The following is a 21,591-nucleotide window of genomic DNA, read 5'->3' as shown; positions in this document are numbered from 1 at the left end:
ATGCTGTTGGAACTTGCACTCTGGCTCGGCCAGGACATTCGTGGCTTCAACGTCTTCGGCTATATCACGCTGCGTACCGTGCTGGCCGCGCTCACCGCGCTCGCCATCTCGCTCGTTGCCGGCCCGGGAGTGATCCGCTGGCTCGCGGCGAAGAAGATCGGCCAGGCCGTACGCGACGACGGCCCACGCTCGCACCTCACCAAGGCGGGAACGCCGACCATGGGTGGTGCGCTGATCCTGATCTCGATCGGCATCACCATCCTGCTCTGGGGCGACCTCAAGAACGACTACATGTGGGTGACCCTGCTCGTTACGCTCGGATTCGGCGCGGTGGGTTGGGTGGATGACTGGCGCAAGGTCGTCCACCGCGACCCCAAGGGCCTGGCCAGCCGGTGGAAGTACCTGTGGACATCGCTGATTGCATTTGCCGCCGCGGTCTATCTGGGGCTTACCGCGACGACGCCGGCCGAGACCGAGCTCATCGTGCCGTTCTTCAAGGCCGTCGCCTATCCGCTGGGTATCGTCGGTTTCATCGCGCTGACCTATTTCGTCATCAACGGCACCAGCCATGCGGTGAACCTTACCGACGGCCTGGATGGCCTGGCGATCATGCCTACAGTGATGGTGGCCGGTGCCCTCGCAATCTTCGCCTACGTCGCCGGCCACGTCGGCTTCTCCAATTACCTGGGTGTGCCCTATATCGCCGGTGCCGGCGAGCTGGCCGTGTTCTGCGGTGCAATCTGCGGCGCCGGTCTTGGCTTCCTGTGGTTCAACGCCTACCCGGCCGAGGTCTTCATGGGCGACGTCGGTGCGCTGGCGCTCGGTGCCGCGCTCGGCACCATCGCCGTCATCGTGCGTCAGGAAATCGTGCTCTTCATCATGGGCGGCCTGTTCGTCGCCGAGACCCTGTCGGTGATGCTGCAGGTGTTCTACTTCAAGGCCACCGGCGGCAAGCGCATCTTTCGCATGGCGCCGTTGCACCATCACTTCGAGCTCGGCGGCTGGAAGGAGACCCAGGTCGTCGTGCGGTTCTGGATCATCACCATCATGCTGGTGCTGTTCGGCCTGTCCACCCTGAAGCTGAGATGAGCGCCCTGACCGGAAAACGTGTGCTGGTGATCGGCCTGGGTGAATCGGGCCTGGCGATGGCACGCTGGTGCGCCCTGCGTGGCGCGCACCTGCGCGTGGTCGACAGCCGCTCGGCGCCGCCGGGGCTGGACGCGCTGCGCGAGGATGCGCCGCTGGCCGATATCCGCAGCGGTGACCGCGCGGCGGCCGATCCTGCAGTGCTCGACGGCATCGAGCTGGTCGCGCTCAGTCCGGGGCTGGATCCGCGCGTCGGTCTCGCCGCCGAAGCGTACCGGCGCGGCCTGCCGATCACCGGCGAGATGGATCTGCTGGCGCAGGCGCTTGACGAGCTTGACGTGCGCGAGCAGACCCGCATCCTCGCCATCACCGGCACCAATGGCAAGACCACGACCACCGCACTGGCCGCCGCGCTCGCGAGGTCGGTGGGCATTGATGCCGTGGCGGCGGGCAACATCAGCCCAGCTGCGCTCGACGTCCTGATGGAGCGGCTGGAGGTGGGTGCAAGCCTGCCCGCCTGCTGGGTGCTGGAGCTCTCGAGCTTCCAGATCGAGACCATGCACGCGCTCAATCCGCAGGCGGCGACTGTGCTCAACGTCACCGACGACCATCTTGACCGCTATGCCGACCTCGAGGCCTATGCCGCGACCAAGGCCGCAATCTTTCAGGGCGATGGCGTGCAGGTGCTCAACCGCGATGATGAACGCGTGCGCGCGATGGCCCTGACCGGGCGCAGGGCGATCCGTTTTGGTGCCTCGGCACCGCAGGGCGATGGCGACTACGGTATTGCCGATATCGATGGCCGGCCCTGGCTGATGCGTGGACCGCAGCGTCTGATCGCACTTGCCGACCTGCCGCTGGCCGGCCGCCACAATGCCGCCAACGCGCTTGCCGCGCTCGCCTTGTGCGAGGCCGGGCTGGGGATCGAGCCGCAACGTCTGATCGGTGGCCTGATCGCCTTCCGCGGCCTGCCGCATCGCGTAGAGCTGGTTGCCGAGCGCGCCGACGGTGTGCGCTACTACGATGATTCCAAGGGCACCAACGTGGGTGCGACCGTTGCCGCGCTCGAGGGCATGGATTGCCCGGTCGTGCTGATTGCCGGTGGCGACGGCAAGGGCCAGGATTTTGCCCCGCTGGCGCCCGCACTGGCGCGCAAGGCGCGCGCCGTGCTGCTGATCGGCCGTGATGCGCGCCGCATCGAACAGGCAGTGGCGGGTTGCGGCGTGGTGCTCGAGCATGCCGCCGATCTCGACGCTGCAGTGCAGCGTGCGGACAGGCTGGCGCAGCCTGGCGACGCCGTGCTGTTGTCGCCGGCCTGCGCCAGTCTGGACATGTTCCGCAACTATGCGCACCGTGCCGAGGTTTTTGTGGCCGCGGTACACCGCCTTGCGGAGGTGACGCCGCGATGAAGCTGGCCAATGTCTTCGGTGGCCTGTTGCACCCAGCCGAGCAGAAGCCCGATCCGGCCCAGCGCGCCGTGCAACGGCTCGCCAAAGGCGGGGCGCCGGCGCGCGAGCTCGACCTGTTGCTGATCTGGTCTGCAGTCGCGCTGCTGCTGCTCGGTCTGGTCATGGTGTACTCGGCCTCGATCGCGTTCGCCGAGGGCAGCCGTTTCACCGGCTACCAGTCGCATTACTTCCTGATGCGCCATGCCGTCTTCCTGGCCATCGGCATTGGCCTGGGGCTGGTGTCCTTCCAGCTGCCGATGGCGCGCTGGCAGCAACTGGCGCCGGCGCTCTTCGTCGCCGGCGTGGTGCTGCTGATCGTGGTGCTGATCCCGGGCGTGGGCCGGGAGGTCAACGGGGCCCAGCGCTGGCTGTCGCTCGGGCCGGTGAACCTGCAGCCTTCCGAACTGATGAAGATCTTTGCCGCGCTCTACGCGGCCGACTACACCGTGCGCAAGCTCGACGTCATGGGCAGCTTCATCAAGGGCTTCCTGCCCATGCTGGTGGTGATCCTGTTCGTCGGCTTCCTGCTACTGCGCGAGCCCGACTTCGGCGCCTTCGTGGTCATCACCACCATCGCTTTCGGCGTGCTCTTCCTGGGCGGCCTCAACGTGCGCGTGTTCGGCCTGCTCGCGGTGCTGGCGCTGATCGGCTTCGTCATCCTGATCTGGACCTCGCCCTACCGTCGCGACCGCATCTTCGGCTTCATGGACCCCTGGCAGGACGCCTTCGGCAAGGGCTACCAGCTCTCGCATTCGCTGATCGCCTTCGGCCGCGGCGAGTGGTTCGGCGTGGGCCTTGGCGGTAGCGTGGAGAAGCTGTTCTACCTGCCCGAGGCGCACACCGACTTCCTGCTCGCGGTGATTGCCGAGGAGCTCGGCTTCGTCGGCGTGCTCACCGTGGTGGTGCTGTTCGCGATCATCGTGCAGCGCGCCTTCCTGATTGGCCGCGAGGCGATCAGGCTTGAGCGCTACTTTTCCGGCCTGGTTGCGCAGGGCATTGGCCTGTGGATCGGTGTGCAGTCCTTCATCAACATGGGCGTCAACATGGGGCTGCTGCCGACCAAGGGGCTGACCCTGCCGCTGATGAGCTTCGGTGGCTCGGGCATCGTCGCCAACTGCATTGCGCTCGGCATCCTGCTGCGAATCGACTGGGAGGTGCGTCAGCTCAAGCGGGGGGCGACGCCATGAAGACCCTGATGGTCATGGCCGGTGGCACCGGCGGCCACATCTTCCCTGGCATCGCGGTGGCCGAAGTGCTGCGCGCACGGGGCTGGCGCATCGTGTGGATGGGTAACCCGGACGGCATGGAGGCGCGTATCGTGCCGCAGCGCGGCTACGATACGGCGTGGGTGCGCTTCGGTGCGCTGCGCGGCAAGGGCCTGGTGCGCAAGCTGTTGCTGCCACTGAACCTGCTGTCCGGGTTCTGGCAGGCGCTGCGCGCGCTGCGCCGCAGCCGCCCCGACGTGGTGCTTGGCATGGGCGGCTACATCACCTTCCCTGGCGGCATGATGGCGGCCCTGCTTGGCCGCCCGCTGGTGCTGCACGAGCAGAACTCGGTGGCCGGCCTTGCCAACCGCGTGCTCGCGCGCGTGGCCGACCGGGTGCTGAGCGGCTTCCCCGATGTGCTGCCCAAGGCGCGTTGGCTGGGCAACCCTGTGCGTGCCGACATTGCTGCAGTAGCGCCGCCCGCCGAGCGTTATGGCGGCCGCAGCGGGCCGTTGCGCCTGCTCGTGGTCGGCGGCAGCCTGGGCGCTGCCGCGCTCAACGAGGCTCTGCCACAGGCCCTGCTGCGCCTTCCGCCCGAGCAGCGTCCGCAGGTGCTGCACCAGGCCGGCGAGAAGCAGATTGACGGGCTGCGCCAGACCTACGCCACCCTGCAGCTCGAAGGCGAGTTGCGTCCCTTCATCGACGACATGGCGGCGGCCTACGCCGACGCCGACCTCGTCATCTGTCGGGCCGGCGCGCTCACCGTTGCCGAGCTGGCAGCGGTCGGCGTTGCCAGCCTGCTCGTGCCTTACCCGCATGCGGTGGATGACCACCAGACCGGCAATGCGCGCTTCCTTGCCGAGCACGGCGCCGCTTATCTGCTGCCGCAGGCCGAGCTCACCCCCGAGCGTCTGGCGGGCATCCTGTCGAGCCTCGATCGCTCCCGCTTGCAGGCAATGGCCGAGTGCGCGCGTGCGCTTGCACGGCCACAGGCGGCGGATGAAGTGGCCGCAGTCTGCGCTGCGCTCGCCAGCTCGAAAACCGCCGCTGGAGTAAACGCATGAAGCACAAGGTCAGGAACATTCATTTCGTCGGCATCGGCGGCGCCGGCATGAGCGGCATCGCCGAGGTACTGGTCAACCAGGGCTTCAACGTCAGCGGTTCGGACCTGGGTGACAACGCTGCGACCCGCCGGCTGCAGAAGATGGGCGCCAGTGTGGTGCGAGGGCACGACGCTGCCAATGTCGCCGGCGCCGACGTGGTGGTGGTGTCGACAGCCGTCAAGGCCGACAACCCCGAGGTAGTCGCCGCGCGCGAGCGCCACGTTCCGGTCGTGCCGCGCGCGCAGATGCTTGCCGAGCTGATGCGCTTCAAGCATGGCATCGCCATCGCCGGCACCCACGGCAAGACCACCACCACCTCGCTGGTCGCCAGTATCCTCGCCGAGGGCGGCATCGATCCGACCTTCGTCATCGGCGGCCGCCTCAATGCCGCGGGTGCCAATGCCCGCCTCGGCAGCGGCGACTACCTGGTTGCCGAGGCCGACGAGTCGGACGCCTCCTTCCTGCTGCTCAACCCGGTCATCTCGGTCGTCACCAACATCGATGCCGACCACATGGAGACCTACGGTCACGATTTCGGCCGCGTCAAGCAAGCCTTCGTCGATTTCCTCCAGCGCCTGCCCTTCTATGGTGTGGCCGTGCTCTGCGAGGACGACCCCAACGTGCGCGAGATCATCCCGCGCGTGTCCAAGCAGATCGTGCGCTACGGCTTGTCGGAGAGCGCCAACATCCGCGCCGAGAACGTGCGCGCCGACGGTGGTCGCATGCTGTTCGACTGCGTGCGGGTCAACGGCACGACGACACGGCTGTCGATCGAGCTCAATCTGCCCGGCATGCACAACGTGCTCAATGCGCTGGCTGCGATCGCGGTGGCGACTGAAGTGCAGGTGCCCGACGCTGCCATCGTCAAGGCGCTTGCCGAGTTCAACGGCGTTGGCCGCCGCTTCCAGCGCTACGGCGAGGTCGCGCTGCTCGACGCCGACGGTGACGAGGCCGGCAGCTTCACCCTGATCGACGACTATGGCCACCACCCGGTGGAGATGGCGGCGACCATTGCCGCGGCCCGTGGCGCCTTCCCCGGCCGCCGCCTGGTATTGGCTTTCCAGCCGCACCGCTTTACGCGTACCCGGGACTGCTTCGAAGACTTCGTCAAGGTGTTGTCGACGGTCGATGGTCTGTTGCTTGCCGAGGTCTATGCCGCGGGCGAATCGCCGATCGTGGCTGCCGACGGGCGTGCGCTTGCGCGTGCGATCAGGGTTGCCGGCAAGGTTGAGCCGGTGTTCGTGGAGGACATCGGCGACATGCCGAGGATGGTTCTTTCCGCCGCGCGCGATGGCGACGTGGTGATCACCATGGGCGCGGGCAGCATCGGCGGCGTGCCGGGCAAGCTCGCCCGCATCGAGGACGTTTCGTGAGTACGGCATTCGGCAAGGTTGCGGTTTTGTTCGGCGGCTCTTCGGCCGAGCGTGAAGTCTCCCTGATGTCGGGGCGGGCGGTGCTTGCCGCGTTGCAGCAGGCCGGCGTGGACGCCCACGGCTTCGATCCTGCCGAGCGCGACCTCCATATCCTCAAGGAAGAGGGCTTCGACCGCGTCTTCATCGCCCTGCATGGTCGTGGCGGCGAAGACGGCACGGTGCAGGGCGCCCTCGAGCTGATGGGCATCCCCTACACCGGCAGCGGCGTGATGGCCTCCGCGCTGTCGATGGACAAGTGGCGCACCAAGATGGTGTGGCTGTCTGCTGGCCTGCCCACGCCACGTTACGCCATTCTCGAGGCGGACACCGACTGGGAGGCGGTGGTGGCCGAGCTGGGCCTGCCGATCTTCGTCAAGCCGGTGCACGAAGGCTCGAGCATGGGGGCAACCAAGGTCGTGGAAGCCGGACAGTTGCGCGCGGCCTGGGAGCTGGCCGCGCGCTTCGACCGCATGGTGATCGCCGAGGAGTTCATCGCCGGCGCCGAGCTCACCGCCCCCTTCCTCGAGGACCAGGCCTTGCCGCTGGTGCGCATCGTCGCCCCCGACGGCAACTATGACTATCAGCACAAGTACTTCACCGACGACACCCGCTATGACTGCCCGAGCGGCCTGCCCGCCGCGCAAGAGTCCGAGTTGCAGGCGATGGTGATGAAGTCCGCACGCGTTCTCGGCTGCCGCGGCTGGGGGCGTGCCGATCTCATCCTCACCGATGACGGCCGCCCCTATCTGCTCGAGATGAACACCTCGCCGGGCATGACCGGCCACTCTCTGGTGCCGATGTCTGCACGCGTGGCGGGCATGGACTTCACCACCCTGTGTCTCACCCTTCTGGAAGGGGCTCGCCTTGGCTGAAGTACGCGCCCGCCCTGCGTCGATCCGCTCTGGCCGTCAGGCCGCTGCGGGTGCGCGGGCGCGCGCGCCGGTCGAGCGTGGCCTTTGGCATCGTCCTGCGCTGCTCAACCTGGTGTCCGACCTGATCACGCTCGGTGCTGCGGTCGCGCTGGGCTGGGCGCTCGTTGCCTGGTTCCTGTCGCGGCCATTGTTCCCCTTGCGCGAGCTTGTGGTGGTGACGCCGCCGGCGCAGGTGACCGAAGCCCAGCTCGAATACGCCGCGCGGCTCGCCGTGCAGGGCAACTTCTTCACCGTCAATCTGGACGAGGTGCGTGCCACCTTCGAGAAGCTGCCCTGGGTGCGCAAGGCTGATGTGCGCCGGCGCTGGCCCGATGCGCTCGAGCTGCGCCTCGAGGAGCACGAAGCGGTGGCCTACTGGACGGTGTCCGAGAGCGGCGATGCGCGCCTGGTCAACCGCCAGGGCGAGGTCTTCGTCGCTGCCAGCAACGCAGACATGCCGCAGTTCGATGGCCCGCAGGGTTCGTCCACCCGGCTGCTCGCGCGCCACGCCGAGTTTTCGGCGATGCTGCAGCCGCTCGGCGTGCGCCTCGTGGGGCTGGCGTTGTCGGCGCGCGAGGCGTGGCAGCTTCATCTGGACAGCGGCCTCACCATCGTGCTCGGCCGCGAACAGGACAAGGCACCGCTCGTCGACCGCCTGCAGCGCTTCATCGCAGTGTGGCCTGGCGTGCAGCAGGATATCGATATCGAAATCAAGGTCGCGGATCTGCGCTATCCGGGTGGGTTCGCGCTGACGCCGGCGGACGCCTCGGTGCTGTTGCAGCCCGCGGCGCCCAGCGGCAGGAAAGGCAGGCAATGAGCAAGGAATACAAGGAACTGATCGTCGGCCTCGACATCGGCACCGCCAAGGTCACCTGCATGGTGGCCGAGGTCAAGCCCGACGGCCGTCTCAACGTGATCGGACTCGGCACCCAGCCGACCAGCGGCCTCAAGCGCGGCGTCGTGGTCAACATCGAGGCCACGGTCGACGCCATCTCGCGCGTCGTGCAGGAGGTCGAGGTGATGGCCGACTGCAAGATCCACGAGGTCTATACCGGCATCGCAGGCAGTCACATCAAGAGCTTCAACTCCAGCGGCACGGTCGCGATCAAGGAGAAGGAAGTCTCGCCCATGGATGTCGACCGGGTGATCGAGGTCGCGCGTGCGATGCCGATTCCGGCCGAGCAACAGATCCTGCACATCCTCACCCAGGAGTTCATCATCGATGGCCAGGGTGGGGTGCGCGAGCCGATCGGCATGAGCGGCGTGCGCCTGGAGGTCAAGGTGCATATCGTCACCGGTGCGGTGTCGGCGGCGCAGAACGTCATCAAGTGCGTGCGTCGCTGCGGCCTCGAGGTCATGGACCTCAGCCTGCAGCCGCTCGCCTCGAGCCATGCCGTGCTCACCGAAGACGAGAAGGAGCTTGGCGTGTGCATGGTCGATATCGGCGGCGGCACGACCGATATCGCGGTGTTCACCCAGGGGGCCATCCGCCACACTGCGGTCATTCCGGTCGCCGGCGACCAGATCACCAACGACATCGCGATGGCCTTGCGCACCCCGACCTCAGAGGCGGAAGAGATCAAGATGCGCCACGGCGTCGCCATGCACCAGCTCGCCGACGCCGAGGAAATGATCGAGGTGCCCGGGGTCGGCGACCGCCCGCCGCGCAAACTGTCGCGCCAGGCGCTGGCCGACGTCATCGAGCCGCGCGTGTCCGAACTGTTCGAGCTCGTGCAGGCGGAGTTGCGCCGCAGCGGCTACGAGGAGTTGCTGTCGTCGGGCATCGTGCTGACCGGTGGCTCGGCGGTCATGCGTGGCATGGTCGAGCTCGCCGAAGAGGTTTTCCACATGCCGGCAAGGGTCGGTTCGCCGCAGTACGACGGCGGCCTGGCGGATGTGGTCTGCCAGCCACGCTACTCGACGGCCATGGGTCTGGTCATGGAAGGTGCCGCCCAGCGCCGGCGGGGGCTTCAGGCGCGCGACACCCGCAGTGTGAAGCAGTTCTTCGGGCGCATGAAGTCGTGGTTCGAACGAAATTTCTGACCGGACCATCGGGGTCCAGTCATTTTGGATGAAGGCCGGTTAACCAGCACCTATTTAGTAGTAGACTGCGGAGTTGATACTAAATGCGGGCTGGCGGCATTCGGTGTTGAGCAGGGCCGTCAATTCAGGAGGCGAGGCAAATGTTCGAGATTGTTGAGAAGGAATCGAGCGGGACGATGATCAAGGTGATTGGCGTGGGCGGTGCCGGCGGCAACGCTGTCGACCACATGATCCGTGAAGGCGTGAAGGGGGTGGATTTCATCTCCGCCAACACCGACGCCCAGGCGCTCAATCGCTGCCTGGCGACCACCAAGGTTCAGCTGGGCAAGACGGGCCTCGGCGCCGGCTCCAAGCCCGAGGCGGGCCGTGCCGCTGCGCAGGAGTCGCGTGATGACATCGCTGCGGTGCTCGAAGGCGCACACATGGTCTTCATCACCGGCGGCATGGGTGGCGGCACCGGTACCGGTGCGGCACCGGTGGTGGCCGAGATTGCCAAGGAGATGGGCATCCTGACCGTCGCCGTGGTGACCAAGCCCTTCGACTTCGAGAACCGTATCCGTGTCGCCGAGAGCGGGGTGGAAGAGCTCACCCGCCATGTCGATTCGCTGATCGTCGTGCTCAATGACAAGCTGCTCGACGTCTATGGCGACGATGCCGGCTTCGAGGAGTGCTTCCGCTCGGCAGACAACGTGCTGCGTTCGGCGGTGGGTGGCATCGCCGAGATCATCAACGTTCCCGGCCTGGTCAACGTCGACTTCCAGGACGTGCGTACCGCGATGGCCGAGATGGGCCGTGCGATGATGGGCTCGGCCGAGGCTTCGGGCCTGGACCGCGCGCGCATCGCTGCCGAGCAGGCTGCCGTCTCGCCGCTGCTCGAGGGCACCGAGCTGTCGGGCGCGCGTTGCGTGCTGATCAACATCACCGCCAGCAAGTCGCTCAAGATGTCGGAAGTGCGCGATGCGGTGAAGACCGTGCAGGCCTTCGCTGCGCCTGAGGCCTTCGTCAAGTACGGCACCGTGTTCGACGAGACCATGGAAGACCGCATCCGCATCACCGTCGTGGCCACTGGCCTTGGCGCCCCGCGTGCCGCCCGTCAGCCGGTCATGCAGGTGGTGCAGGGGACGGGTACCTACGGCCCGTCGATGAGCAGCGGCGCGGTGGACATGAACAGTCTCGATGTGCCTGCCGTGATGCGCAGCGGCCGCCGCACGACGGTCGAGGCCATGAGCACGAGCGGCGTCGGTACCTACGACATCCCCGCCTTCCTGCGTCGCCAGGCGGATTGATTCACCGGCTCCGACCCTGATCAGGGCGGCCCCGCAGCCGCCCCCCCGCGCCGTGTTCCGGCGCCAAGCCCCTGCGCGGACGAACGCCTCCCGTTCGCGCAGGGGCTTTCACGTTGACCGGTGGGCGGTCATGCCTTGCGCGCCTTGCCGTACCAACGGAAGCGCTCGATGACCTCGTCCATCTCTGCCGCCGAGAGCAGCACTGGCGTGCCGATCTGCAGGGTGCGCCAGTATTGTTCGCACAGGGTCTCGAACTCGATCGCCAGCGCCAATGCGTGCTCGAGGTCGCGACCGAAAACGACCATGCCGTGGTTTGCCAGCAGGCAGGCGTTACGGTCCTGCAGCGCTGCCGTCGTGGCATCGGAAAGTGCCTGGGTGCCGAAGGTGGCGTAGCGTGCACAGCGCACCGTGCTGCCACCGAAGCGCGCGATCATGTAGTGGAAGGGCGGGATCTCCTGCCGCTGGCAAGCCAATGCGGTGGCAAAGGGGGCGTGGGCATGCAGCACCGCTCCCGCCGCCGGAAAGGCGGCATAGATGTCGCGGTGCAGTTGCCACTCCGACGACGGGGCGAGCGCCCCGCGCCGGCTGCCGTCCGCCGCCACCACCGCCATGTCCTCGGGGCGGCAGCGCTCGGCAGGCACGCCGCTGGGGGTGATGAGCATGTCCCCGCCGTCCAGCCGTACGCTGGCGTTGCCCGCCGTACCCTCGTTCAGGCGTGCCGCGCCCATGGCGCGCAGGGTGTCGAGCAGGGTGGTGCGCAGGGCCGTCTCGTCTGTCGCTGTGCCCGCTGTGGTGCGAGCCGGGCCGTGGCCGTTCATTGCCGGCGCTCCGGGTACAGCGCCGCCAGCTCGCCTGCGGCGACCACGCCGCGTTCGGTGATGATGCCGCGGATCAGTGCCGCCGGGGTCACGTCGAAGGCGGGGTTGGCGACACGGGTGTCCATCGGGGCCAGGCGCACGGTGGCGATCTCGCCCTCGTCGTCCTTGGTTCCGGGCGAAGGAGCGACGCCGCGCAGCCGGCAAACCTCGTCCGCGCCGCGGTCCTCGATCGGGATCGCAGCCCCGTCCGGGCAGCTGAAGTCGAGCGTCGAGTGTGGTGCGGCGATGTAGAAGGGCACGCCGGCCGCCTGTGCGGCGAGTGCCTTCAGGTAGGTGCCGACCTTGTTGGCGGTGTCACCGTTGGCAGCGATGCGATCGGCGCCGGTGATGACGAGGTCCACCTCGCCGCGCATCAGCAGCAGGCCGGCGGCATTGTCGGCGATCAGTACGTGGGCGACGCCTGCGGCGCGCAGTTCCCAGGCTGTGAGCAGGCCCTGGTTGCGCGGACGGGTTTCGCTGACGAAGACCTCGACTGCGAGCCCCGCGGCCTGCGCGGCGTAGATCGGCGCCAGCGCGGTGCCGGCGCCGCAGGTTGCAAGCCAGCCGGCGTTGCAGTGCGTCATGATGCGCAGCGGGCGCGTGCGAGTTGCTGCCAGCGCGCGCAGGATGTCCAGGCCGTGGCGGCCGATCGCATCGCATGTCTGTGCATCGTCGAGCCGTATGGCTTCCGCTTCGGCCCACGCCGCAGCTAGCCGCTGCGCGGGCCGCAGCGGCCGCAGCGCCGTGTCCATGCGCGCCAGCGCCCAGTGCAGGTTGACTGCGGTCGGGCGGGTTGCGCCCAGTACGGTGAGGGCGTGCTGCAAGCTGCGGTCGTCGGCACCCTGCCGCTCGAGTGCGAGTGCCACGCCGAAGGCTGCAGTGGCGCCGATCAGGGGGGCGCCGCGCACCTGCATGTCGCGGATGGCGGCAGCCACATCGTCCAGGGTGCTCAGGGCGGCGCGTTCGGTGCGAAAGGGCAGCAAGGTCTGGTCGAGGACCAGCAGGCGGTCGCCGTCACGGCACAGGGTGGGGATCGGTTGTTGGAACATGCTTATCGGTTGTCCAGCGTGGATCGAGTAATCGAGTTGGGGTAGTCGTGCCCTGGTCCGTGCCCGGGAAGTCGCTCAAATGGCATTGAGCCGTTCGCAGGCTGCGGCCAGGGTGGTTTCGTTCTTGGCAAAGCAGAAACGGATCACGCGTTCGTCGCGACCGTCTGCGAAAAAGGCCGATACGGGTATGGCGGCCACGCCCACCTTGCGGGTCAGGTGTTCGCAGAAGGCCGTGTCGCCGAGTGCGCTGATGCGCTCGTAGCGGGCGAGCTGGAAGTAGGTGCCGTGCGCGGGCAGCAGATCGAAGCGAGAGTTGGCCAGTGCGGCACGGAAGTAGTCGCGCTTGGCCTGGTAGAAGGCGGCCAGTCCGGTGTGGCGGCCGGCGTCGGCCATGTAGTCGGCGAGCGCGAGTTGAACCGGGGTGTTCACCGTGAACACATTGAACTGGTGCACCTTGCGGAACTCTGCCATGAGCTCGCGGGGCGCCAGTACGTAGCCGACCTTCCAGCCGGTGATGTGGTAGGTCTTGCCGAAGCTCGAGACCACGAAGCTGCGCGCCGCCAGTTCGGGGTGGGCGGCGCAGCTTGCGTGGCTGGCGCCATCGAACACGATATGCTCGTAGACCTCGTCGGCCACCACGATGATGCCGGTGCCACGCGTGAGCGCAGCCAGGCGGTCGAGGTCGGCGCGCGTCCAGATGGTCGCGGTGGGGTTGTGCGGGGTGTTGATCATGATCATGCGCGTGCGCGGCGTTATCGCCGCGGCCACCGCTTCCCAGTCCGGGCGGTAGTCGGGGGCGGAGAGCTGCAGCCGCACCGGCGTGCCGCCGGCGAGCTCGATCGCGGGCACGTAGGAGTCGTACACCGGCTCGAACACGATGACCTCGTCGCCGGGATGCACGCATGCAGTCACGGCGGTGAACAAGGCCTGGGTGGCGCCCGCGGTGACGGTGATCTCTGACTCCTCGTCATAGGCCGTGCCATACAGCGTCTCGACCTTGGCGGCGATTGCCGCGCGCAGCGCAAGGCAGCCCGCCATCGGCGCGTACTGGTTGTGGCCGGTGCGCATCCAATGTCCGACGCGCTCGAACAACACGTCCTCGGCGTTGAAATCGGGAAAGCCCTGGGACAGGTTGATGGCGCCGCACTCCTGGGCCAGGCGCGACATCACGGTGAAGATCGTCGTGCCGACGGCGGGCAGGCGGGAAGCGAGGGGAGCAGGAAAGGATGGCATGGCGCGGCGATGCGGTCGGGAGCAGGGGCCTTATTGTCGCAAACCCGCGCCCGCCGTGGGCAATGGCCGTAGGGGGGGCGTGCTAGAATCCGGGCAGTTTCCACTGCCGTGGCGCAGGGTCTGCGCCCTTCAACGTGCGCAATCTGCTCATCCTGATCCTCGTCTTCATTGCCATCTGGTGGTTGCGTGCGGCCTTGCGGCGCTTCAAGGACCAGGGTGGATTTGCTGCGCGCCGCGCCGCCAGGAAAGAGCGTGCCGCACCCGAGCGGATGCTCGAGTGCGCACATTGCGGCGTGAATGTGCCCGAGTCCGAAGGGGTGTCCGACGAGCGGGCTTTTTACTGTTGCGACGCCCATCGTCGCGCCGGACCACGTGCGCACTGAATCAGCGGCCGCGGCTGCCGAGGTCGAACGCACCCGCAGCACGTCGCTTCGCTACCTGAACCTGTTCCGGCTGCTCATGGCCGGGCTGTTCCTTGTCGCGGGCCGCGACCTCGGCCTGGGCGGGGAGCGACCATTGGTGTTCCAGGTCGCAGCCTTTGCCTACCTGGGCCTGGTTCTCGCGCTCGGTTTCCCCGATGCGTCGCGGCGTCTCGGCGCAGAGCGTGTCATCGTGCTGCAGGTACTGGTCGATGTGCTCGCACTGTCCGTCATCATGTGGGCGAGCGGCGGTTACCGCAGCGGTATGCCGGTGCTGATGATGATCGTGCTCGCGGGCGCGGGCCTGGTCATGGAAGGGCGGATGGTGCTGTTCTTCGCGGCCCTGGCCACCCTGGCGGTGCTCATCGAGAACGCCTGGCGCCATGCGGCAGGCAGCGACTCGGTCGATTTCCTGCAGGTGGGCATATTCTGCGCGGGCTTCTTCGGCATCGCCCTCGTCGCCCGCCTGCTTGCCCTGCGCGCCAAGGCCAACGCCACCCTGGCAGCCGAGCGTGGCTTGGCGCTCGCCAAGCAACAGGCGGTCAGCGAGCACATCATCCGCGACATGCAGGACGGCGTGATTGTGGTCGATGCGCAGGGCAGGATCCTGCACCTGAACGCGCAGGCGATAGCACTGCTGGGCCTGACCCACTCGAGCGCGGAAGCTCTCGAGGGCTTGGCGCTGGCCGACCTCGACGAGGGTTTCAGACCGATCCTGCAGGGGGCGCTTGGTGACGAGGGGCGCTTGCTGCGTATCGGCGCGGACGGCCGTCTGCTGCGTTGCCGCAGCGTGGCGGGAGAGGCCGGGAGCGCAGCTGCGGGCGATACGCTGCTTTATCTGACCGACTTCGAGGACATTCAGCGCCACCTGCAGCAGATCAAGCTGGCGGCACTCGGGCGGCTGACCGCCAGCATGGCGCATGAGATCCGCAACCCCTTGTCGGCCGTCACCCAGGCGGCCGAACTGTTGCGTGAGGAGAAGCGCGGCGAGATGCAGCTCAGGCTCGTGCGCATCATCAACGACAATGCCCACCGCATCGAGCGCATGATTCGCGACGTGCTGGCGCTGGGGCGGCGCGAACAGGCGATGCCCGAGGCGCTGCCGCTTGCCGCCTTCGTCGCCGAGGTGATCGACGCCAGGGTGTTCCGCGCTGCCCAGGAAGAGGGCCTGTACCATGTCGACATCGACCCTGGTCTAACCTTTGCGATCGATCGTGCCCATCTGCATCAGGTCCTCGACAACCTGCTTGCAAATGCCAGCCGCTATTGCTCGGGTGCGCCGGGCTCGGTGCGCCTGAGTGCCGAACTCCTGGCTGGGGGGCGCGCGGCGCTGCACGTCAGCGACGACGGCCCGGGCTTCGATGAGGCGATGCGCGCGCAGTTGTTCGAGCCCTTCTTCACCACCCACCCCAAGGGCACGGGGCTGGGCCTTTACATCGCACGCGAGCTCGCCGAGGCCAACGACGCCACGCTAGAGCTTGCGCCCGCCACCCAGGGCGCCCACCTGGTTCTTACCGGACGCACGACACCATGAATGCCGTCGAACGCCGTCAACGCCCCCAGTCAGTCGATGTGCTCATCGTCGACGATGAGGAAGACATCCGCGAACTGCTCGAACTGTCGCTGATGCGTCTTGGTCTGGCTTGCGACGCAGTGGGTACCGTCGCCGATGCGATCGCCCGACTGGAGGCCCGCCGTTATCGCCTGTGCCTGACCGACATGCGGCTACCCGATGGCGATGGGCTTGGCCTGGTGGAGCACATCCAGGCACACTGCCCGGGCTTGCCGGTGGCGGTGATCACCGCATTCGGCAGTATCGAGACGGCGATCAGGGCACTCAAGCTCGGTGCCTTCGACTTCGTCACCAAGCCGGTCGAGCTCAAGGCCCTGCGCGAGCTCGTCACCCATGCCCTCAGGCTGGGCGCGGCCGGGGATAAGGCTGCGGGAACCACGCCCGAACGTGCCCTGATCGGGCATTCGCCCGCCTTCATGCAGTTGCGCGCCCAGGCCGAGAAGCTTGCGCGCAACCAGGCGCCCGTGTTCATCCATGGTGAGTCGGGGACCGGCAAGGAGGTCATCGCCCGCTTCATCCACAGCCTGGGGACGCGTACCGCCGGGCCCTTTGTGCCGGTGAACTGCGGAGCGATCTCGCCCGAGCTCATGGAAAGCGAGTTTTTCGGTCATCGCAAGGGCAGCTTCACCGGCGCAGCCAGCGACAAGCAGGGCCTGTTCCAGGCTGCGAGCGGCGGCACGCTGTTTCTGGACGAGATCGGTGAGTTGCCGCTGGCCATGCAGGTCAAGCTGTTGCGCGCCATCCAGGAGCGCGCGGTACGGCCGGTCGGTGCCCATGCCGAGGAGCCGGTCGATGTGCGCCTGTTGTCGGCGTCGCATCAGGATCTCGGGCGACTGGTCGCGGAAGGGCGCTTCCGCCAGGACCTCTTCTTCCGCATCAACGTCATCACCTTGCGCATGCCGCCGCTGCGCGAGCGCCGTGAGGACATTCCCGCGCTTGCCGAGCACATCCTCGCTCGCCTGGCTGCGCGGGAGGGCGGGGCGCCGCGCCGACTGTCGGCCGCCGCGCTGCATGCGCTGCAGGGCTATGCCTTCCCGGGCAATGTGCGCGAGCTCGAGAACCTGCTCGAGCGTGCCTGCGCGATGTGCGAGGGCGACGAGATCGACGCCGCCGACATCGAGCTCTACCCGGACCAGACGGCGTCTGGCTGGCTTACCGACAGTGCCGCGGGGACTTTTGGCTTTCAGGTGCCAGGCGATTTCGGCGACCATGGCGGCGGCGGAGAGCCCGGGCAGGAACCCGCTGCCGACGACGCCGAGCGTCTGCGCATCATCCGCGCGCTCGAGCAGACACGCTGGAATCGCAGTGCGGCGGCGCGCAACCTCGGCATGACCTTGCGCCAGCTGCGCTATCGGCTGCAGAAGTGGGGCATGGAGTAAGGCATCGGGTAGGGCAAGCGGTTGATGCTGCAGGGTCGTCCTGGAACGGCCTTCCATTTGGCATGAATGGGAGGTGCCGCTAGAATCCCGGCATGAACCCGACGATCGTGCATCACGGCGCGCGCAACGGCGTGACCGGCTCCTGCCATCAGCTTTTCATCGAGGACGACAGCAGCCTGCTGGTCGACTGCGGCTTGTTCCAGGGCGCCGAGACCGCACCCGATGGTCGCGCTGCAGCGGACCGGCTGGACATCGACTTCCCGGTCAGGGGCATTGGTGCGCTCGTTCTTACCCATGTGCACATCGACCATTGCGGTCGCCTGCCCTGGCTGCTTGCGGCGGGTTTCAAGGGGCCGATCTTCTGCAGCGAGCCCTCGGCGCGGCTGTTGCCTACGGTGCTTGCCGATGCCTTCGAGCTTGGTGTCAGCCGCAACAAGGAGATCGTCGAGCGCTATCTCAAGCTTGTTGAAGCGCGCATCCGCGCCTTGCCCTACCGCCAGTGGCATACCGTGTACCGCAGCCCGGACGCCATCTGTCGCATCCGCCTCCAGCGTGCTGGTCACATCCTCGGCTCGGCCTATGTCGAATGCGAGCTTTCCGGCGCGGCTTGGCCGCAGCCCAAGCGGGTGCTGTTCTCGGGAGACCTGGGGGCACCCCATGCGCCCTTGCTGCCCGCGCCGCAGCCGCCTTGGCAGGCCGATGTCGTGGTGCTCGAGAGTACTTATGGTGACCGCGTGCACGAGGATCGCCGCAGCCGTCGCGAGCGCCTGCAGGCCGTGGTCGAGCATGCGTTGCGTGATGGCGGCACGGTCATCATCCCGGCTTTCAGCATTGGCCGCACGCAGGAGTTGCTGTACGAATTCGAGGACATCCTGTACCGGCAGCGTCGGCGCCCCGGCAAGTTTGCCGGGCAGTGGGCGCAGCTCAGGATCTTTCTCGACTCACCATTGGCGTGGCGTTTCACCGAGCTCTACCGGGAATTGCAGCCGTTCTGGGATGCAGAGGCCAAGGCCAGGGTGCGCGCCGGGCGTAAGCCCCTTTCCTACGAGCAGCTGGTCGCGATCGACAGCCATGCGTTGCACGAAGCCAACGTACGCCGCCTCGCGCGCAGTCGCGAACCGGCTATCGTCATTGCCGCCAGCGGCATGTGCGCTGGTGGCAGGGTGGTGAACTACCTCAAGGCCATGCTCGGCGACGCTCGCCACGACGTCGTCTTCGTCGGCTATCAGGCGCGCGGCACGCCCGGGCACGCGATCCAGACCTACGGGCCGCGCGGCGGTTACGTGGAACTCGACGGCGAACGTGTCGATATCCGTGCCGGCATCCACACGCTTGCAGGCTATTCGGCACATGCCGACCGCGACAACCTCACTCGCTTCGTTACCCGTATGCGCCACCTGCCGGCCGAGGTACGCCTCGTCCATGGCGAAGACAGCGTGCGCGAAGCCTTGGCACGCCATCTGCTTGCCGTCACCGGCGGCAAGATCCGGGTCGTGCCATGAGGCTATTGCTGCAGCCGGCGCATGTACTCGCGGGTGAACATGCGTTCGGGCAGGTCGCGGACGTTCATGTTCTCGTAGGTCAGCACGGAGACCTCGCCCTTTTTCAGCGCATCTTCCATGACCAGCCGAGTTGGGCGCAGCTGCCCTGCCATCTGGCGGAAGTCCTCGTATAACGCGGTTTTAAGCAGTCGGCCCGAGAGCGCATAGAACTCGGCCTTGAGGGGGCGTTTGTCGGCTTCCGCCACCCAGTACCTCACCCGCGCGTAGGTCACGCTGCGGTCCACCGCGGTGAGGTCCAGCACCACCGCCGGCGTGTCGCCCACGCTGTCGCGGCCGGCGATGGTCGGCCGGTAGTCGCCGGCGAAGTTTGCGCGCGCGAGGTCGCCATTGGCCACCTGGCCTGTGAGCCGTTGCGCCAGCGACAGGCGTACCGGCTGCGACACCGCCGGCATGAACACCCATAGATCGCGGCCCCGCATGAGCAGTGCCTGGCCGCGTTCGGTGGCGGGCTCGAGAGTGAGGACGATGGTGTTCTCGTTGCCGCGTGACAGGACGCGATACTTGCGCGTGTCGCCCTCCTTGCCGTCGCTGAGGTTGGCGACCGAGATCTCGGTCTGGAAGCTCTCGCGTGGAAAGCGCACCGCATCGGCGGCGGCCACCACACTGACAGCCTCGTCGTCGTCCTGGGCGTCGGCTGCCCGCAGCAGGGTGGGGAGCAGCAGGCCGCCCGCCAGAGCGGCAACGAAGCGGCGACGGGATCGTAAACTGTGCGTCATGAGTGCTATCCTTTCGGCGTCCAATCAGATTTTCAGCCCTGCACATGCCCATCGTCCAGGTCGAACACGTGAGCAAGCGTTTCCTGCTGGGGGATCAAATCGTCCAGGCGCTCGAAGACGTTACCCTGTCGATCGAGCCCGGCGTGTTTCTCGCCATCGCAGGGCCGTCCGGTAGCGGAAAGTCTACCCTGCTCAACATCATAGGCTGTATCGACACGCCAAGCGCGGGCCGTGTGGTCATCGACGGTCATGACGTATCCGATCGCACGCCCGATCAGCTTGCCGACCTGCGCGCGCGCACCATCGGTTTCATCTTCCAGACCTTCAACCTGCTGCCGGTGCTGTCGGCAGAGGAGAATGTCGAGTATCCGTTGCTGCAGATGCCGGAGTTGTCGAAGAAGGAACGTGCCGAGCGGGTCCGGCACTATCTTGGCATGGTAGGCCTGAGCAAGTATGCCGACCATCGCCCGAACCAGCTTTCGGGCGGTCAGCGCCAGCGCGTGGCGATTGCGCGCGCGCTCGCCACGCATTCAAAGATCGTGCTTGCCGACGAGCCCACTGCGAACCTCGACAGCAAGACGGGTTCGAGCATCCTGAAGCTGATGCGCGACATCAACCGCCAGTCTGGCACCACCTTCGTGTTCTCCACTCACGACCGCAAGGTCATGAACATGGCTGACCGTCTGGTGCGCATCGCCGACGGCCAGATCACCGCACTCGGCATGAAAGCCGAGGGGCGCTGGGTGTTCGTGCAGGACCGTCGGCCGCGTGACGAAGAAGACCCGGAAATCTAGTGAGAAAGCACACCATGCCTGCCTTGAATCGACTCGCCCTTGCCACCCTGTCCGCCGTGGCGCTGTTCATGACCCTCCCGCCGGCGCATGCGGCCGATGAAGCCAGTGACGCTGCGGAGGATGCCGAGTTCGATGCAGAGCTCGATGCGCTCTTCGATGTCGGCGCCCCGGAAGGCGCCGCTGCGGGCAGCGGCATGAAGTGGAGCGGTTATGCCGAGCTGGGGGCCGCCTACACACTGCCCGACCCCGAGCACTGGTCGCGACTGCGTGCCCGCGTCGAGCTTGCCGGCAGTGGCCAGCTTGCGCCTCGAGTGCGCTGGAAGCTCAACGCGCGTGCCGATGCGGATGCGGCCTTCGATCTCGAGGATGAGCACTACCCGGCCGCCGTGCGCAGGGACCAGCGGCGCAATCTGATCCTGCGCGAGGCCTACGTGGATCTTGGCCAGGGCGACTGGGAGTTCCGCCTCGGCCGCCAGCACATCATCTGGGGCGAGATGGTCGGCTTCTTCTTTGCCGACGTCGTCTCGGCCCGCGACATGCGAGAGTTCCTGCTGCCCGAGTTCGAAAGCCTGCGCATTGCGCAGTGGGCGGCGCGGGCGGAGTACTTTGCCGGCAGCAGCCACTTCGAGCTGGTCTGGATCCCCAGGCCCAGCTTCGACGAGATCGGCAAGCCGGGTGGCGATTTCTACACCTTTGCCGCACTGCCGGCGAATACCGTCGTGACCGAGCACAAGCCCTCTGACAGTCTGCGCAACAGCAACTGGGGCGCACGCGTCTCCCATCTGGTGAGTGGCTGGGATCTGTCGGCCTTCTACTACCGCAGCTACGACGTCGCGCCGACCTTGTACGAAGTGGGGGTGGGCACCGCCTCCTTGCGGCACGAGCGACTGCATCAGATCGGTGCGACCTTCAGCAAGGACCTGGGTAGCTTCGTACTCAAGGGTGAGGCGGTCCATACCCGTGGGCGTGGCGTCAACACACTGGTCGCGGCGCCGGTTCCGGGCGGCAGGCTGCTCGGGCTCGAGAAGACGGACATGATCGACTATGCGATCGGTGCCGATATCCCGGCAGGTGCCGATTGGCGCTTCAACACCCAGCTATACGGTCGTTGGCTCGATGAGCATCGCAGCACCATGGTGAGCGACAGGCTCGAGTCCGGCCTGACCTTCCAGGCTGTGCATTCGATCGGCAATGAGCTGGAACTCGAGTTCCTGGCCGTTTCCAGTCTCAACCGTTCGGACTACATGCTCAGGCCGAAGCTGACCTGGAAGTTCGCGCCGGCCTGGCGTGCCGTGACTGGTGTCGATGTGTTTGGTGGCAGTGGTACGGGACGCCTGAGTGCTTTCGATCGCAGTGACCGTGCCTACGTGGAGGTTCGTCACTGGTTCTGAGTGCCGACAGGAGCGCGCGGCCTTGCCGTTGGGGCGGCTTGATGCGTGGGCCGAAACCTCGGTCAGTGCTTGTCCGTCGCGTAGCACGTGACAGCAATGATCATGCGCTCCAACGCAGTGTTCG

Annotated in this window: 19 protein-coding genes; 15 read left to right on the top strand and 4 right to left on the bottom strand. The window is 67.0% G+C overall.

Features of this window, described 5'->3' with window-relative positions:
* From mraY to ftsZ, 9 genes are all read left to right on the top strand, one after another.
* The gene (gene mraY / locus B447_RS02960) at positions 1 to 1,089 is read left to right on the top strand and encodes a phospho-N-acetylmuramoyl-pentapeptide-transferase (protein ID WP_002936310.1); all 1,089 of its coding nucleotides are present in this window, start codon (positions 1 to 3) and stop codon (positions 1,087 to 1,089) included.
* Positions 1,086 to 2,495, top strand: a complete 1,410-nt coding sequence (gene murD, locus B447_RS02955) for a UDP-N-acetylmuramoyl-L-alanine--D-glutamate ligase (protein WP_002936308.1) — start codon at positions 1,086 to 1,088, stop codon at positions 2,493 to 2,495. Before mraY ends, murD begins: the two co-directional genes overlap by 4 nt.
* Positions 2,492 to 3,721 carry a putative lipid II flippase FtsW gene (ftsW, locus tag B447_RS02950; RefSeq protein WP_002926945.1) on the top strand — a complete coding sequence of 410 codons (1,230 nt, stop codon included), beginning with the start codon at positions 2,492 to 2,494 and terminating at the stop codon, positions 3,719 to 3,721. Before murD ends, ftsW begins: the two co-directional genes overlap by 4 nt.
* Complete coding sequence (murG, locus tag B447_RS02945) at positions 3,718 to 4,803, top strand: undecaprenyldiphospho-muramoylpentapeptide beta-N-acetylglucosaminyltransferase (protein ID WP_002926943.1); 1,086 nt, start codon at positions 3,718 to 3,720, stop codon at positions 4,801 to 4,803. The genes ftsW and murG overlap by 4 nt, the downstream gene beginning before the upstream one ends.
* Positions 4,800 to 6,215: a UDP-N-acetylmuramate--L-alanine ligase gene (murC, locus tag B447_RS02940; protein WP_002926938.1), complete on the top strand. Its 1,416-nt coding sequence runs from the start codon at positions 4,800 to 4,802 to the stop codon at positions 6,213 to 6,215. Before murG ends, murC begins: the two co-directional genes overlap by 4 nt.
* Positions 6,212 to 7,126 (top strand): D-alanine--D-alanine ligase, encoded by a 915-nt coding sequence (locus tag B447_RS02935; RefSeq protein WP_002926935.1) that lies wholly within the window; start codon positions 6,212 to 6,214, stop codon positions 7,124 to 7,126. The genes murC and B447_RS02935 overlap by 4 nt, the downstream gene beginning before the upstream one ends.
* Positions 7,119 to 7,982, top strand: a complete 864-nt coding sequence (locus B447_RS02930) for a cell division protein FtsQ/DivIB (RefSeq protein ID WP_002926932.1) — start codon at positions 7,119 to 7,121, stop codon at positions 7,980 to 7,982. Before B447_RS02935 ends, B447_RS02930 begins: the two co-directional genes overlap by 8 nt.
* Positions 7,979 to 9,208 carry a cell division protein FtsA gene (gene ftsA, locus B447_RS02925; protein ID WP_002926930.1) on the top strand — a complete coding sequence of 410 codons (1,230 nt, stop codon included), beginning with the start codon at positions 7,979 to 7,981 and terminating at the stop codon, positions 9,206 to 9,208. Before B447_RS02930 ends, ftsA begins: the two co-directional genes overlap by 4 nt.
* A 140-nt stretch (positions 9,209 to 9,348) precedes the next feature.
* The gene (ftsZ, locus tag B447_RS02920) at positions 9,349 to 10,494 is read left to right on the top strand and encodes a cell division protein FtsZ (protein WP_002926926.1); all 1,146 of its coding nucleotides are present in this window, start codon (positions 9,349 to 9,351) and stop codon (positions 10,492 to 10,494) included.
* Positions 10,495 to 10,622: 128 nt separating this feature from the next.
* Here ftsZ and B447_RS02915 read toward each other — a convergent pair whose 3' ends face one another.
* From B447_RS02915 to B447_RS02905, 3 genes are all read right to left on the bottom strand, one after another.
* Positions 10,623 to 11,312 (bottom strand): class II aldolase/adducin family protein, encoded by a 690-nt coding sequence (locus B447_RS02915; RefSeq protein ID WP_002936296.1) that lies wholly within the window; start codon positions 11,310 to 11,312, stop codon positions 10,623 to 10,625.
* A complete protein-coding gene (gene mtnA, locus B447_RS02910) occupies positions 11,309 to 12,400 on the bottom strand; it encodes an S-methyl-5-thioribose-1-phosphate isomerase (protein WP_002936295.1) in 1,092 nt (363 codons plus the stop codon). The genes B447_RS02915 and mtnA overlap by 4 nt, the downstream gene beginning before the upstream one ends.
* Before the next feature lie 75 nt (positions 12,401 to 12,475).
* Positions 12,476 to 13,633 carry a pyridoxal phosphate-dependent aminotransferase gene (locus tag B447_RS02905; RefSeq protein ID WP_002936294.1) on the bottom strand — a complete coding sequence of 386 codons (1,158 nt, stop codon included), beginning with the start codon at positions 13,631 to 13,633 and terminating at the stop codon, positions 12,476 to 12,478.
* A gap of 134 nt (positions 13,634 to 13,767) precedes the next feature.
* On the opposite strand from B447_RS02905, the gene B447_RS02900 reads away from it, so the two are divergent.
* The 4 genes from B447_RS02900 (at position 13,768) to B447_RS02885 (ending at position 18,506) form a co-directional block, all read left to right on the top strand.
* Entirely contained in the window at positions 13,768 to 14,016 is a 249-nt protein-coding gene (locus B447_RS02900) for a PP0621 family protein (protein WP_002926918.1), read from the top strand.
* Positions 14,006 to 15,586 (top strand): sensor histidine kinase, encoded by a 1,581-nt coding sequence (locus B447_RS02895; RefSeq protein ID WP_002936293.1) that lies wholly within the window; start codon positions 14,006 to 14,008, stop codon positions 15,584 to 15,586. Before B447_RS02900 ends, B447_RS02895 begins: the two co-directional genes overlap by 11 nt.
* Positions 15,583 to 17,004 (top strand): sigma-54-dependent transcriptional regulator, encoded by a 1,422-nt coding sequence (locus B447_RS02890; protein ID WP_002936292.1) that lies wholly within the window; start codon positions 15,583 to 15,585, stop codon positions 17,002 to 17,004. Before B447_RS02895 ends, B447_RS02890 begins: the two co-directional genes overlap by 4 nt.
* A gap of 92 nt (positions 17,005 to 17,096) precedes the next feature.
* A complete protein-coding gene (locus B447_RS02885; protein WP_002936290.1) occupies positions 17,097 to 18,506 on the top strand; it encodes an MBL fold metallo-hydrolase RNA specificity domain-containing protein in 1,410 nt (469 codons plus the stop codon).
* 2 nt (positions 18,507 to 18,508) lie between these two features.
* On the opposite strand, the gene B447_RS02880 is transcribed toward B447_RS02885, so the two are convergent.
* On the bottom strand, positions 18,509 to 19,282 hold the full coding sequence (locus B447_RS02880) for an outer membrane lipoprotein-sorting protein (protein WP_002936288.1): 774 nt from the start codon (positions 19,280 to 19,282) through the stop codon (positions 18,509 to 18,511).
* 44 nt (positions 19,283 to 19,326) lie between these two features.
* Between B447_RS02880 and B447_RS02875 the strand changes: the two genes are divergently transcribed.
* Both B447_RS02875 and B447_RS02870 read left to right on the top strand, forming a co-directional pair.
* Complete coding sequence (locus B447_RS02875) at positions 19,327 to 20,076, top strand: ABC transporter ATP-binding protein (RefSeq protein WP_002936286.1); 750 nt, start codon at positions 19,327 to 19,329, stop codon at positions 20,074 to 20,076.
* Positions 20,076 to 21,467, top strand: coding sequence for a DUF1302 family protein (locus tag B447_RS02870; RefSeq protein ID WP_232431470.1), 1,392 nt, complete (start codon positions 20,076 to 20,078; stop codon positions 21,465 to 21,467). Before B447_RS02875 ends, B447_RS02870 begins: the two co-directional genes overlap by 1 nt.
* Positions 21,468 to 21,591 lie beyond the last annotated feature (124 nt).

Origin of the sequence: Thauera sp. 27 (genome assembly GCF_000310125.2) — a bacterium.
Classification (GTDB): domain Bacteria; phylum Pseudomonadota; class Gammaproteobacteria; order Burkholderiales; family Rhodocyclaceae; genus Thauera; species Thauera mechernichensis.
The sequence above is the reverse complement of the archived record's forward strand: the minus strand, read 5'-3'. Positions and strand labels throughout refer to the sequence as shown.